Origin of the sequence: Vibrio sp. V19_P1S1T109, from assembly GCF_002241375.1 — a bacterium.
GTDB classification, from domain to species: domain Bacteria; phylum Pseudomonadota; class Gammaproteobacteria; order Enterobacterales; family Vibrionaceae; genus Vibrio; species Vibrio anguillarum.
This window is the reverse complement of record NZ_NDIM01000146.1, coordinates 1-14,921: the sequence shown is the minus strand read 5'-3', so window position 1 is coordinate 14,921 and position 14,921 is coordinate 1. Positions and strand designations below refer to the sequence as shown.

General features: G+C 44.8%; 9 protein-coding genes. 5 read left to right on the top strand and 4 right to left on the bottom strand.

The window, feature by feature from the left end; all coding sequences use genetic code 11:
* Window positions 1–29 precede the first annotated feature (29 nt).
* Window positions 30–2,093, top strand: coding sequence for a DNA helicase IV (gene helD / locus B9J87_RS06800; protein WP_094149880.1), 2,064 nt, complete (start codon window positions 30–32; stop codon window positions 2,091–2,093).
* Between the two features lie 103 nt (window positions 2,094–2,196).
* Here helD and B9J87_RS06795 read toward each other — a convergent pair whose 3' ends face one another.
* Together B9J87_RS06795 and torT are read right to left on the bottom strand one after the other, a co-directional pair.
* Entirely contained in the window at window positions 2,197–2,652 is a 456-nt protein-coding gene (locus tag B9J87_RS06795; protein ID WP_026027464.1) for a methylglyoxal synthase, read from the bottom strand.
* Between the two features lie 52 nt (window positions 2,653–2,704).
* Window positions 2,705–3,706 carry a TMAO reductase system periplasmic protein TorT gene (gene torT / locus B9J87_RS06790; protein ID WP_094149879.1) on the bottom strand — a complete coding sequence of 334 codons (1,002 nt, stop codon included), beginning with the start codon at window positions 3,704–3,706 and terminating at the stop codon, window positions 2,705–2,707.
* Between the two features lie 88 nt (window positions 3,707–3,794).
* On the opposite strand from torT, the gene torS reads away from it, so the two are divergent.
* On the top strand, window positions 3,795–6,692 hold the full coding sequence (gene torS, locus B9J87_RS06785; protein WP_254918105.1) for a TMAO reductase system sensor histidine kinase/response regulator TorS: 2,898 nt from the start codon (window positions 3,795–3,797) through the stop codon (window positions 6,690–6,692).
* A 143-nt stretch (window positions 6,693–6,835) separates the two neighbouring features.
* On the opposite strand, the gene pyk is transcribed toward torS, so the two are convergent.
* Window positions 6,836–8,299 carry a pyruvate kinase gene (gene pyk, locus B9J87_RS06780; protein ID WP_019280880.1) on the bottom strand — a complete coding sequence of 488 codons (1,464 nt, stop codon included), beginning with the start codon at window positions 8,297–8,299 and terminating at the stop codon, window positions 6,836–6,838.
* Between the two features lie 186 nt (window positions 8,300–8,485).
* Window positions 8,486–9,865 carry an MFS transporter gene (locus B9J87_RS06775; RefSeq protein ID WP_026028333.1) on the bottom strand — a complete coding sequence of 460 codons (1,380 nt, stop codon included), beginning with the start codon at window positions 9,863–9,865 and terminating at the stop codon, window positions 8,486–8,488.
* Window positions 9,866–10,140: 275 nt separating this feature from the next.
* Here B9J87_RS06775 and B9J87_RS06765 point away from each other — a divergent pair, with 275 nt between their 5' ends.
* From B9J87_RS06765 to B9J87_RS06755, 3 genes are all read left to right on the top strand, one after another.
* Complete coding sequence (locus tag B9J87_RS06765; RefSeq protein WP_094146905.1) at window positions 10,141–11,493, top strand: ABC transporter substrate-binding protein; 1,353 nt, start codon at window positions 10,141–10,143, stop codon at window positions 11,491–11,493.
* Complete coding sequence (locus B9J87_RS06760) at window positions 11,490–13,838, top strand: ATP-binding protein (protein WP_047689680.1); 2,349 nt, start codon at window positions 11,490–11,492, stop codon at window positions 13,836–13,838. The genes B9J87_RS06765 and B9J87_RS06760 overlap by 4 nt, the downstream gene beginning before the upstream one ends.
* Window positions 13,828–14,921: sigma-54-dependent transcriptional regulator (locus tag B9J87_RS06755; RefSeq protein WP_094149877.1), on the top strand; the 1,094-nt coding region annotated here is incomplete at its 3' end. The genes B9J87_RS06760 and B9J87_RS06755, both read left to right, overlap by 11 nt.

The window sequence follows — 14,921 nt, the reverse complement described above, 5'->3', positions numbered from 1 at the left end:
TTCACATTCTTATAAAAGAGCATAAAACCATGCAGCTGAGCGCAAATAAGCCTGCACAATTTCTCATTCAAGACGAATATAACCAAGTTGAACTTGACCAACAGCGTTTGATTATCTCCTCGGCTGTCAGCGAAGAGCGGATCCCGTTCACGGTTTGGAACGGTAAAGTCCGTGTTAAGCGTGGTTTGTTTTGGGGAGCATTGCAGTTTTTTGCGCATGAAGATGAAGGCGTTCAGCAATCATGGTTGGTGCAAGGTTTGCCTTGGCCCGAGTGCCGACAGTTTGCCCATACGGCGGTAGCGGCTTATCAACAATGGCACAATCGTCAATGTGTGCAGTTGAGTCAGTATCTGCCTCGCTGGGAGCAAGAGCTCAATCGCTTGAAGCGTTTACCCTCTTTTTTGCCGCACTCCTTATTGGATGTTTGGGCTTTGCAAGTGGAAGCTGATTTTTCGACGATGGACATGAAATTAGCCGAAGCACGTCAACGGCTACCTGATGCTATTGCTCAGCTCTCGCCTTGGCTTACGGATCGCTCGGCGTCCCTTGCCCAACGAAATCAACACTGGCTTGAATTGGAACGTCAAAACTGGGAAGTCTTATTCTCTCAAGTCGAAAGTTCTCCACTTAATTTGTCGCAGCAACACGCAGTGCTACTCAATGATGATCACAACCTCATTCTAGCGGGTGCAGGTTCGGGCAAAACCAGCGTTTTGACGGCGCGTGTTGCGTATCTACTCCAAAGTCACCTTGCACAGGCCCACGAAATTCTACTGGTGGCTTTTGGTCGCGATGCGTCGAAAGAGATGGAACAGCGATTAGATAGCAAAATCGGCATGGCGGCGGAACACGTTCGCGTTAATACCTTCCATCAGTTAGGGCTGAAAATTTTAAACGAGGTCGAAGGGCGAGAAGCGATCATTTCGCCAGTGGCTCTAGACAGTAACTTAAAGTTGGCATGGTGTATTGATTGGTTGAAGAAACATTGGATGACGCCGACCAATTTTAAGCGTTGGCAGAAGCATTTATCTAAATGGCCAATTGCTTATTTAGCTGGTGATGATGAACTGGGCAGCCATGTTGAAAACCCAAAGCTGATTGCATGGTTGGAAAAGCAGCTTGAGCAACTGGCTATGCTTGGTCTTGGGAAAAAGGAGCTGCAACAACGTTTGATTGACCATCCAGACTATTCAAGGCTGAACAGTGAGCTCTCTTTGTGCTGGCCATGTTACCAAGCTTGGTTACAAATGCTCAAAGAGCAAAATCAAATCGATTTTAATATGATGATCAGCCGCGCAACGGAATACGTTGAAAAGGGCAAATTTAAATCGAATTGGAAATTCATCATGATCGATGAATACCAAGATATTTCACCACAGCGATTGGCGTTGATCCAATCTTTGTGTGAGCAGCAGCCAGGAGCGTGTAACTTGTTTGCAGTGGGTGATGATTGGCAGTCAATCTATCAATTTGCTGGTTCTGACGTTGATCTTACGACTGGGTTTAGTGAGCGCTTCCCACACTCGACGGTTCATTATCTGGATACGACTTATCGTTTTAATGATCAGTTGGGTGCGGTGGCTAACCAGTTTATTCAAGCCAATCCGAATCAGTTACCAAAAACACTTAACAGCTTCAAGCAGCAAAAGCAAAAATCAGTTTTTATTGCACCAAGCAACAACATTGAAAAGATCTTGGATCAACTCAATCGCCAAGCGAATAGTACGCAATCTGTGCTATTGCTTGGACGAAACCATTACCATAAACCAGAACTTCTTAACGACTGGAAAAAGCATTACCGCTCACTCAATATAGAATTTATGACTTGTCATGCCAGTAAAGGTAAAGAAGCCGATTTTGTGATTGTGCTCGGTGTTGATGAGGGGCAGTTTCCGGCTCGAGTGAAAGCGCTGCATATCGATAGTGCATTGAGCCAATCGAATGATGATTTCCCCTACGCCGAAGAGCGCCGTTTATTCTACGTTGCAATGACCCGCGCTAAAGAGAAAGTGTGGATCACGCACTCGGGCAGTGGCTCGGTTTTTGTTCGCGAATTGCTATCAGGGGATTACCCAGTGGTGAAGCAGAAATAACGCATCCTTTGGAAGAGGATGCGTTCACGCAGGCGATCAAGTTGTCTTATGTGGTGATTTGGATTTTGACTGTGTGTCTCTGTGCGTATGTGAAGGTTATAGGTTACATGCGTTCAGCTAGATAAGCTTGGTAATCAGGGATCTCGATATCGACCTCTTGCTCTATCAACTGTGAAGAGAACAAAAATTTAGCACTGGCGCGGTTTGTGGCAACTGGAATGTTCCAAACGCTGGCAATTCGTAGCAGAGCTTTTACATCGGGATCATGCGGTACGGCATTGAGTGGATCCCAGAAGAAGATCAATACATCAATTTTGCCTTCAGAAATCAACGCGCCAATTTGTTGGTCGCCACCCATCGGACCGCTGATCATGCTTTTTATAGCAAGGCCAGTCTCTTTGCTGAGCATGTTGCCAGTGGTTCCTGTCGCGTATAAAAAATGGCGCTGTAGTTTTTCTTTATTTTCTTTTACCCAGCGAAGTAGTTCCGGTTTGCAGTTGTCGTGAGCGACGAGAGCGACATGCTTATGCGCAGGCATAGTCCGAGTCGTTGTTTGCATTGAAGAGTTCCTATGATTCAAATCAGTATGTTAAATAGCGAAATCGCTACTTTTATTCAATCTCTTTTACGCTAAAAGTCGGCCTATATTCAGATGGAGATAACGAATCTGCAATTATCTGCGGGTTGAGTGACATAGGCGTTAAGGATTCGATAATCGGGGCGGCTTTTTTTTCATAAGGTTGCTGATTGAAAAAAGCCGCAGCTTGTTGAATGGAAAGCCTGCCTTGCTCGACCATTTTATCCGTTGGCGCAAATTCGACTCGGCCACGCAGTAGCCCGCGGTAGACGCCATGACTTAAATAGGTTGCCACCAAACCGATGTGGTTTGTCACCCCTGAGGTTCTCAATTCGCTGATCGCCGCTTCAATCGCGACGGCGCTGCCCACAATATAACGAAGGTCAGTTCGCTCCAGCGCTTGTTGTACTAAATTACGCTGCAGTTCTTTATCATTATCTGCCCATAGGCTTTCCACTACGTTGATATCGCTGTCTTGTATTGCGCGATAAAAACCTTGGCTAACGGGTTGAGTACCACCACTGGTTTTCGGGCCAAGTAGCAAAGCTATATTGGTTTTCCCACTGCCTCGTGGGTGCTTATCAGCAAGATATTTTCCCGCGTAGTATCCCATCCAATACCAATCGACACCCACTTGACCTTGTAGCCGTGCAGCCTGCTGCTGATTGAGAATGAGCTGATTAACCGTTGCAAACACAGGCGTAGAAGCGACGTATGTGCTTAAGTCCGTTGTGTAAAGATCCGGCGCAACAGTACCGAGAATGATCGCATCAGCGCCCCAACGAACGCACAATGAAAGCTGTTCTTTTTGTCGTTCATGATTAGGATAACCACCCGATTCTAACACGCGTAAATTCAACTTCTGTTTTCTCGCCTCGTCAACCATTCCATAGTTGACTGATAACCAATAGGAATCTTTGAGGTGAGGGTATAAAGCGCAGACTTTCTTATGGGGTTCGGCGAATGTTGTGCTGCTAACCAAGCTTAAAATCAGCAGTAAAAGTGTTGGGGAAATAAGGTTTAAGATCAATTGCATTCGCTATTCGTTGGCATAACGTGAGTAAACACTGCAAAATATAGCCCATTCCGTGTTGCTTAAGAAGTAATGTTTGAGGTTGGGTGCCATGTTGTTAGCCAAAGCCAGTATTGGCCGAAAATTAATGTTGTCCTTTTCGGCAATGGCCCTGCTCGTTTTGTTATCGGCGTTGATCGGTGTGTTTGGTTTTTCGCTGGTGGCTAAAACCGAACGTAATGTGGTGAATTCTGCCATTCCTTCGATGCTGGAAGCGCGTCAAGTGTCGGAGTTAAGCACACGAATCATTACGTCTGTGCAAATGTTAACCAACTCAAAAACAGAGCAAGAGCGCCAGCAGTATGGCAAAGCGCTTTTCGATCAGCTTCAATCTTTGCTTAATCACATCAAGCAGTTGGGTGCCGATTCTTTTGATTCAGAACTGCTGACGCGCCTAGAAAATGATGTTCAAAGCGTTATCGATACACTGGCTCAGCTTGGTATTACGGTTGAGCGTAAGTTGTATCTGGCACATGACTTAAGTGTTCGAGTGGAAGAGATGCGACAACTGGCGCTGCAATTGGAAGAGCTGACGCGCACTCAAGTGCTCAATACCAGTACCATCGCAGTGGCGAATGTGACGCATATTTATGACTTGTTACAAGCCGATAAAACGTCACAAGCGTACAAAGCGTTAGACGCTTTAGTGGAAGTAGACCTCGATCTTTCAGAGCGCTTGCATGAGCTTCATTTGCTGGCGTTCAAAATGCTCAGCCACATCGAAGAGACACGCACGGTTACCGATGTTGAGCGAATCCAACAAATCCAAACAGAGTTTTTGCATAACCTCACCATCATGCAGCGCAGAGTACGCGCGGTAGAAGACCCGACGCGTTCGAAGCAAATGACAGAGCTGCTTAATGAGTTAGAAAAGCGCAAAGTGGTTTTTAGTGTTTTGCAGCAACGTTATGATAACGAACAGGTCGCAAAATCGCTCACACAAAACACCTTAGTACAGTTTTCAGATCTCAATACTACCGTCAGCCGCTTAGTAGATGACTCCAATCGTACAACGACTCACGCTGTTGCGCAGCTCTCTACAACCTTGAATATGGCACAGTATACATTGACCTTATTAACCTTGGTTGGCCTTCTCATTGCAGCTTTCATTATGTGGAAGGTCGTCTATCTGTCGGTGGTAAAACGTTTAGCCGAATATTCATCGGCACTGTTATCCATCGCAAAAGGGCAACTGCAGGTGGAAGTAGCAGTTCAAGGAGAGGATGAACTGGCGCAAATGGGGCAGGCGATCATCACGGCTCGCAATACCGCGCAGTCTCTTAAAGTGGTGGCGGAAAGTGAAGCGCAGGCGAGAGAGGCGTTACAAGAACACAAAGAGCACTTAGAGGAAGTGGTTACCGAGCGAACAGAACAATTACAACACACCAATGAGAAACTCAATATGGAAGTGTTGAATCATGCCAAAGCTCGCAACTTAGCCGAGCAAGCCAACCGCGCTAAATCGGCATTTTTGGCTACCATGAGCCATGAAATCCGCACACCAATGAATGGCGTATTAGGCACGGCTCGTTTATTACAAGAGATGCCATTAACCGTTCAACAGCGCCAGTATGTGGACGTGATTAACCGCAGCGGCCACACCTTGTTGTCCATTTTGAATGATGTGCTGGATTATTCAAAAATTGAGGCCGGACACTTAGAAATTCGCAATGCCAACTTTAATTTGCATCAAATGGTGGACGATGTTTACCAACTGATGAAAGGACGTGCTGAAGAAAAGTCGCTTGAATTTACCAAGCAGATTGAACTGGATGTTGCTCCTTTTTGGGTGGGTGATATGACTCGCTTAGGTCAAGTGCTGACTAACCTTGTGGGTAATGCCATCAAATTTACCGATCAAGGTTATGTGGATATTTATGTCAGTCTTGATGCTGAAATGCCTAATCAAGTGACATTTGAAGTGTCGGATTCCGGTGTTGGAGTCAGTGAACAGGATCAAATCAGGCTGTTTGATGCGTTTACTCAAGCTTCCAGTGAGCAAAGTTACAAAGGCGGTACTGGGCTTGGTTTGGCTATCAGCAAACGGCTTGTTGAAGCCATGGGCGGCGAGCTTAAGCTTGAATCAGATTTAGGCAAAGGAAGCCGTTTTGAGTTTACTGTTCCTTTACAGCGAGGAGAGGCAGTGAATGAAGTGGTTAAAAGGCCGATAGCCGCGACGCGAGAGGCCAACATCTTGCTGGTAGAGGATAACCCTGTTAACTGCATGGTTGCTGAAGGGTTTTTGACCAGTCTCGGTCATAATGTGCTCACCGCGAAAACAGGCGCTGAAGCTCGGGTTCTGTTTAGTGAACACCGGTTTGATATCGCACTGCTCGATATTAATCTACCTGACGTTAATGGTGTTGAGCTGTTGGCGCAGCTCAAACTTATCGAAAATGAACAGTATTCGCATCTACGCCCCACACCGATGATTTCTATTTCGGCGCATGTGTTTAATGAAGAGGTGGAAAGCTATTTAGCGGCTGGTTTTGATGGCTATTTGCCCAAACCTTTAGTCAAAGAAGATCTTGCACAACTTGTCCAGCAACGTATTGAACACAATACCTTACCCGTTGAGTTGATTGTGCCTACGCACGTAATCTCTGATAGCCAAAAATCCGCTCGTCCGATTATGGACGAGCGGATCCTACTCGCGGATATTGAAGTGCTAGGGCGTGACAAGATGAATGAAATCATTGAGCTGTTCGCCGATTGCACGCATGAATACCTACACGAGTTTCGTCAATCGAGGGAACAGGCTCAGGTCGTTAAGTCGTTAGCACACAAATTGAAAGGTTCAGCTGGCAGCTTAGGTTTGCATGCCTTGTTTGATCTGTGTTTAGTCATTGAGAAAAGTGCTGACTCTGCGCAAACTTATCAAGAGCTACAAGCGGAATTAGAAGCCTTAGCTGCTCAATCCATTCATTCACTCAGGTTACTGTTTATATAAATAATTGGCTGTTGGCATCATTAAAAAGGGCCTGCGACAAGCGCAGGCCAAGTTCCCTGTGGAGCAAGGTTTTTTAGGGGGAGGTGTTGAGATCACTGAATAATTTTAATGATCTCATGATTAGCGGCGCAGAACCCTACATTCTACGCGGCTAATTCTTTTACTACTGGCAACGTCAATAAACGACAGACGTTAATATTACCCACGCCTTCGATCGATTCTAATTGTGTCATCAAAATGGATGAAATATGGCGGTTAGCTGCGTCTTGTGCCAGAGCGTTAAGCACTTGCTGAGACAGCAAATCCGCTTGTGTCGCTAATGATGGAATATAGGTTGGTGTAACGCCGCGCAAAATGGTTAATTTACGCAGCAGTTCAGGCCTGTCGGAGAGTGCCCAAATGGTAGCTTGGCTTTGACAGCGAGACATCAACAGGGGTGTTTCTCCCTGTTGAGTTAAAATGGCGACCCCAAGATCTTTATGAACCTTAGTCGCCGATATCATGGAGGAAAGCGCGAAGCTTTTGCCCGCATCGCTGCACAAATGATGCAGTTTATCCCATGAATTTTGCGCACAGCCTAACTCTTGTTCTGCACCGTGAGCGATACGCACCATCGCTTCCACTGCTTCAATGGGATAGCTTCCCGCCGCTGATTCTGCTGACAGCATAATAGCGTCAGTGCCATCAATAATCGCGTTCGCTACATCAAGCACTTCTGCGCGTGTTGGCAGCGGGTTGTCAATCATCGACTCCAGCATTTGTGTTGCGGTGATAACGGGTTTGCCTAAATAGTTTGAGCGCGCAATCAACGCTTTTTGTACGCCGGGTAGGCGAGCATCACCGATTTCAACGCCTAAATCACCACGAGCAACCATCACAACGTCGGATGCATTGATGACCGCGTCCATATTTTTTTGATCGCTCACCACTTCGGCTCGCTCTACTTTGGCGACAATGTGTGCATGACAGCCGGCTTGTACCGCTAACCGGCGCGCTTCATGTAAATCCTGGGCATTACGTGGAAATGAGACGGCTAGAAAATCGGCTTGGAGTTTCGCGGCAGTGATGATGTCTCGTTTGTCTTTGTCCGTCAGTGCTGGCGCGGAAAGGCCACCACCGAGCAAATTAATGCCTTTGCGATTAGACAGCTTACCGTTGTTTATGACGCGAGTTTTTACCCACTGCTGTGGTTTGTTGAGTTCTTCGACCCGGAGTTGTACTCGGCCATCATCAAGCAGTAAAGTATCACCCAATTTCAAGTCTTGAATCAGCTGCGGGTAATCTAAGCCCACACGTTCTTGGTTACCAGCCATTGTGGGGTGAAGCCCATCGAGAATAAATGAGTCACCCGCTTTTAGAGTGATCGCACCGTCTTCAAAACAGGAAATACGGATCTTAGGTCCTTGTAAATCGACTAATATGCCGACACTGACACCAAGCTTTTGTGAAATGTCACGTACTAACATCGCGCGTTCAATATGCTCGTCAGCGGTGCCGTGAGAAAAGTTTAAACGTACAACGTTAACACCAGCATTAATGAGCTTGGTGATCATCTCACGGCTTTGGCTTGCAGGGCCAAGCGTTGCAACGATTTTTGTTTTACACATAGTGGTATCCTATAACGACACTCGCTATAGCCATTTTACTTGAAGTTATGGTGGTGCTAATTGCACTTGTCCATTGCTCTCGGCCGACATTTAGTCGATTTTTCAAGTGATTTGGATATAGAAAATAAGAATGAAAATAAGAAAATAACAGGGGGGATTATCCCCCTGTATCAAGGGTGTTATAGATTAGAGACTTGGTTTCGTTTCCAGTATCTGGCCCGTAGGAGCATCAATATCCGTTACTTTCTTGGCATTCCATACCGTAGTCGCAAGCAGTAAAGAAATCACGCCAGCGGCCAACCAGAAATATTGTGCTTGAGTAAAGTCATATTTGGTTACGCCATCCACTTCCGTCATTTTAATCAGTGATGAAGACACCAGTTCTTGAGCCGAAGCGGCTAAGTAAGAGAACAAACCAATAAAGCCCTTTACGGCACCGACGGCATTTTTAGGCATTAAGTCACAAGCCGTTAGGCCAGCAAGAAATACGACAAGCCCACCAATCGCAAAGCCAATTAAGCCTAGAGCAACAGCATCTACCATACGGTTATCGGGGCCGAAGAACATCAAGCACATACCTGCAATATTGGCAAATCCGTAAAGTAGCGTTGGGATATGACGGTTAGCGTTGAATACTTTATCTGAAATGATACCAGACAAAATAGCGCCCGCGAGGCCTGCAATAGGGTAAGTGGACATTGCAAAACCAGCATCAATCAGTGAATAGCCTTTGGTTTCTTGTAGGTATAACACCGCCCAAGAAGACATCGCATAGCGAGAGATATACATCGCGGCACAAGCAGCGGCAATCAGCCAGACAGTCGGCTGCTTCAAAATGAACAGTTGAGCGCGACGTGTTTCTTTTGGATCGTTGGCTTTTTTGAACTCGGGCTCTTCACCAAATGCTGTTGCAACATCAGGTAAACCATAGGTTTGCGGACGATCTTTCAGTACAAAGAACATAATCAATGCAGCGATGATGGCAGCAATGCCCGCACCGATGAAACCTGCTTGCCAACCTAAATAACTCACTAGCGTTGCTGTTAGAATCCAAGTGATGCCTTCGCCGATATTTCGAGATCCTCCCCAAATCGAATAACGGCTTCCGCGTTGTTTAGGTGAGAACCATTGGAAAAGCGAGACGCAAGAAGGCGCAGAACCCACCGATTGGAACCAACCATTGACGGCCCAAAGTAACACAAAGAAGAATGCCGTGGTGTTCAACCCCATGAATATGGCAGTGGCACCGGAAAGCAGTAGTGAGAACGACATAAATCGGCCGATGTTGGCGTAGTCAGAAAGGAAACCGTTCGAAAACTTACCAAATGCGTAGGTGAAGAAGAAGGCTGATCCCATGATCCCGAGTTCTTCTATCGATACGATGCCCGCATCAAGCATCGGTTTTTTAACGACGCCTAAACTCATACGAACCACATAGAACATGGCGTATCCAAAGACTAAGCCTAAGAATACTTGCCATTGAAAACTTTTGAAACGCGATTGCATTGCGCCCTCAGAGCTATCCGATAGCGGTAGATCTGGGCGAGTTTTAAAAAAGTTAAGCATGGAGCTCTCCATTCATCAAATACTAAATAGGGTTATTACTAAATAGGGTTGTTTCGTTGTCGGAATGCATCTTCAAACAAATGGGTATGGGGCTCAAAAGTGCCAATTTGAGGCAGAAATGACTCAAATTGAGAGTGTGAATGGGTCAAAAATGGGAATTCAGCGAAGGGTAAATTATGTTTTGCTGATAAAATTGAAATTGTAATACGCTGTTTTGCGTCATAACTGACACAAATGTTTAATAATTTATTTTTAGCTAAACGGTAGAGTTTTGAGTGAACGCACAATTTTTAGGGTTTTGTGATTTAAAAGCGGTTTCCCGTTCTTGTACCTTATTACGCTGGTGCAAATGGATGGTGCTACTAGGATCGATAGCGGCGGCTATCAATACCGCTTATGCAAAAGAGAATGAGTTAGTCATACTGACCACATTTTCACGTGAACCCTTGCTACCTCTTATTGAAGAGTTCAGCAAACAGTATCAAGGGGTTGATGTGCAAGTTGTCCACCGTAGAGCACAATCGAGTATTCAACTGCTTAATAAAAGCTATATCCAGAATATTGATGTAGTGCTGAGCTCATCGCCTTTTTTAATGCAGCATTTAGCAAATAGCAATAAGCTCGCAACCTTACCTGCCCATTTGCAACCACCAGAATGGTTAAAACCCTACATGTTACCGCCAACTGATAAAGTCGTGACGATAGGCTATTCTGGCGCTGGTTTGGTATGGAATCGTGACTATCTCAGCTTACATCATTTACCGACGCCTACGTCGTTCACCGATCTGGCTAATTTTATCTATTTTGACCACATCACGATGAGTACCCCAACACGTTCGGGTACTACTCAGTTAATGGTCGAGAGCATTCTTGCTAAATATGGTTGGCAACAAGGGTGGCGGATTTTACTGAACGTGGGGGCAAATTTAGGGACAATTTCCTCACGCAGTTTTGGTGTGAGTGATTATGTAGCCAAAGGGCAATTTGGGATAGGCCCAACGATTGATAGCTATGCCAGCATATTAGAACGAAAATTTGAGCACGTTCAATTTCGCTATGATGAAAGTTTTACCCTAATGCCCACATACGTCGCCCAAGTGAGCCTGCGTGAAAATGATCAATATGCGAAGGCATTCATCGATTTATTGATGTCAAAATCGGTACAAACGAATATGGATAGCAATGATTTTTCTAAACATGCGATAAACGATAAATCCCTGTTTAATGAGGCATATACACAGTTGTCCATGGCATCCATTACACATCGTGAGGAGTTAGTTAACTTATTGTTTGAAATTGCGATTACCAAACGCTTACCTCAGTTAAAAGACACTTGGCTCGCAATCAATCATGCTAAAACCAAGTACGCACACAATGAACCCGCTCTGAAGCTCATTGAAAATATTGAAACTCGAGTGTTCTCTTTACCTGTGACCGAAACAGAGTTAGCCGTGGTATATCAGTCATGGCAAAAAATCAGTGTTGATGAGGCGCAGTATGAGACACACTCCGCCGCCATTTCTATGCAAGTAGCGGAGCTGACGCATCGTTGGAAGATGCAGTTGGCATTAACCTTAGAAGAAGCTTTGTCCGATCTAAAAAACTTGGACCGGGTCGATACGCCATGATTTTTCCGAAATACAACACGATTGGCGCGAGACTGGTTTTAGCCTTTGCTTGTAGTACCTTGCTGTTGACGATTGTCAGCATCGTCGCATGGGGAACATGGAATAGTTTAGATAATCAAGTGAGCGAGCTGCTTGATAAAAGTGTTCCTAAATATAATGCCAGTTATCTGCTCGAAAGCAGTAGTTCGGAAATTAAAAGACGGATCGAAATCATCTCAAATACGCGTAACAAAGTTGAGTTGGATGAGCAACGGCAACGTTTGGATAACAATTTAACGACGATCAGCAAAATATTAAGCGAGATTGAATTGAACAGCGAGCAGCAACGGCTGCTTGCTGGATATCAACGGCTACGTAATCTTAGTGAGCAATTTGGTCTTCTGGTCGGGCAACGGATTGATCAAAGTCGTCAAATTGAGTTACTTCAAGAGCAGATCCAATGGCTACATCAAGATATTGGTTCTGAGTTGACTCCGCTGCGCCAAGAAATACAGTGGCAGCTAGAGCGTAAAATGAAAGGTAATGAAAGCGACATGCTGTTTGCGAGTTTAGGGGCTGTCCAGTCTATCCTAGATGGTGAGGCTCAAACGTTTATGTTCGCAAAAGAGCTCATCCAATCTAAGCATATTAGCCAAGTGAATAATGGCATGAAAGTACTACAGTTCCGCCTTGAAGAACTGTACGCACAGAGTGCGCCGATTTTTTCACAACCTGCAACCATCGCCTATCAACAATTACTCAGTGAGCTAATGGATGTATTGAGTTTGAATGGCTCTTTCCATCAAAACTTACGTTCTATGGTGCGTTTAAATGCCCAGCTTGATGATATTCGAGCTGAAGTTCAGCAGCAGCTTCTCCACCAACATACTGATATTGCGATGTTGGTCGCCAACGCCGATGAGTCGTTTGTTCAAGCGAAAAAAGAGACCACGGAACTGGTTTCTCATGGTAACCGTATTCTGTTTGTCTGCTTTAGCTTATCGATCATTATCAGTTTGTTTTTGACTTACTATTTCATCAATCGTCGGATTGTGGGCCGACTTAACCGCCTTAGCGACAGTTTAGATGCCATCATTCATAATGATCTTTCACACCCTATTGTGGTAGACGGCAGAGATGAAATTGGCCGGATCAGTGAAAAATTGGTTCAGTATGGTAAAAAAGTGGAGGAAATGGATCGAACCAACGCACTGAGTTTGATTAACAATACGCAAGCGAGTTTAATCACTTGTGATTTGGATGGTTATATTGAATCGGCTAACTTAAGCGCTCGTGTTCGCTTGAATATAGACCAGAATGAGGACCCGAAAGCCTTTTGGCTCTGTTTTTCAACGTCAACTCAATCGCAGTTGCAAGCACTGTTTAACCCAGAGGCTAAGTTGATCGAAAATGGTGCAGATGTCATTACGCTATCGTTAGGCGATGTGGATAAACCTTATTACTTGCGCTTGTATTTACGTAAGTATACCCACGGTTTAAGCGATAAAGTTATCATCACGATTACGGATGTTACCGATCAAGAGCACGCTAATCGATTATTAGAAGAGCGAGTTCGAGCAAAAACTCATTCATTACGTGAAAAAAATCATCAGTTACTCGCTGAAATTGAGCAGCACCACCGGACCGAAAACCATCTTAAAAAAACACAAAGTGAGTTAGTACAAGCCGCTAAAATGGCGGTGGTCGGGCAAACGATGACCAGTTTAGCGCACGAATTGAATCAACCATTAAGCGCGATGTCGACTTATCTCTATAGCGTAAACCTTGCTTTAGAGCAGAAGAAAACAGAGCAAATCAGACATTCCATCGATCATATTGAACATTTAACAGAGCGAATGGGCAAAATCATCAATGGGTTACGTCATTTTTCTCGTAAAAGTAGCAGTGATGAAACCCTTACCCCTGTCTTGATTACTGACGTTATCGGTCAGGCTATGTTGTTGGTTGAAACGAAAGCGAAACGTCAACAGATAGTATTGCAAAGCCATATTCATCAACCAATTCAAGTCATTGCAGATCAAATCGGCTTGGAACAGGTATTGATTAATTTGTTGGTAAATGGCTGTGAAGCGGTTGTGGGATGTGAGCACAAAAAAGTTGACGTGATATTGCTGTCGAGTACGCCAACGCATCACGTTGTTGCAGTATGCGATTCAGGGGCTGGATTTGCTCATGATGTCGTTGAAAAACTCTTTACGCCCTTTACCACGACCAAAGAAGTAGGGTTGGGCTTAGGGCTGAATATTTGCCGCTCGCTCATAGGAAAAATAAAGGGTCAAATTTATCTTGCCTCGACAGTCAGTCGAGGTGCAATGGTCGTGCTGGAGTTGCCTTATGAATCATAATTATTCTGTTTTATTGATTGATGATGACCAAGATGTCCTTGACTCATATTCGCATCTTATGTCGATAGCTAATTTGCCGTCAAAAGCACTTCTTAACCCCACCAAAGCGTGTGAGTTTATCCATTCTGATTGGGCTGGAGTGATATTGCTTGATGTCTATATGCCACAAATGAACGGCATTGAATTGCTTAAAGCGATTAAATCGATTGATGAGCATATTCCTGTGATTGTCATTACTGGCCACGGAGACATTCCTATGGCGGTAGAGGCGGTCAAAATAGGGGCATGCGATTTTCTTGAAAAGCCAATCAATCCTGCGGAGTTATTGAGCTTAGTGAAGAAAAATCTCGATATTCGTCGTCATTTTGTACAACAAAAAACGGCTATGGCCAACTCAATCAAATGCGAACTCATCGGAAAATCCGCTCAAATGGGGCAAATTCGCCACCATGTTGCTCAGTATTCAATGCTCAACAGTCATGTTGTTATTTGTGGAGAATCGGGTGTTGGGCGGCATACTATTGCATATCTCATCCACCAACTGACACAGGGTAATCATGCTTCATCGCTGGTGGAATTAACCGTTTCATCAGCGACCACGCTCGCACAGATTGAACAAAAATTAGATGCAAGTGAAAACGGTACATTGCTAATAGACCACATCGAATTACTTTCTGAAGAATTGCAGCGTTATTTGACTCAGAGGATGCTTAACCAAGAACGCCTAAGCAAAGCTCGAACGCGCGTGATTGCTATTTTAGGTACGGAACCTGAGGCCTTGATTACGGCTAATCGGTTGCAGCCAGAGCTCTATTATTTGCTAAACCAAGGCGTGATAGAGGTGCCTGTACTTCGACATCGTCCCGATGATATCGCTACTTTGTTCCATTATTTTCTCAAGCAGAGCTGTAATAAATTGGCGAAACCTTTGCCAGCGGTAGAACTGAGTTATTTGTCGCTACTGCGTGCACATCAATGGCCGGGAAATGTACGAGAGCTGAGAAATGTAGCTGAATTATATGCGATAGGTATTGTAAAACTGACGGGAAAAGAGCGTTTGTACAATCAGTCTGATCTTTTATC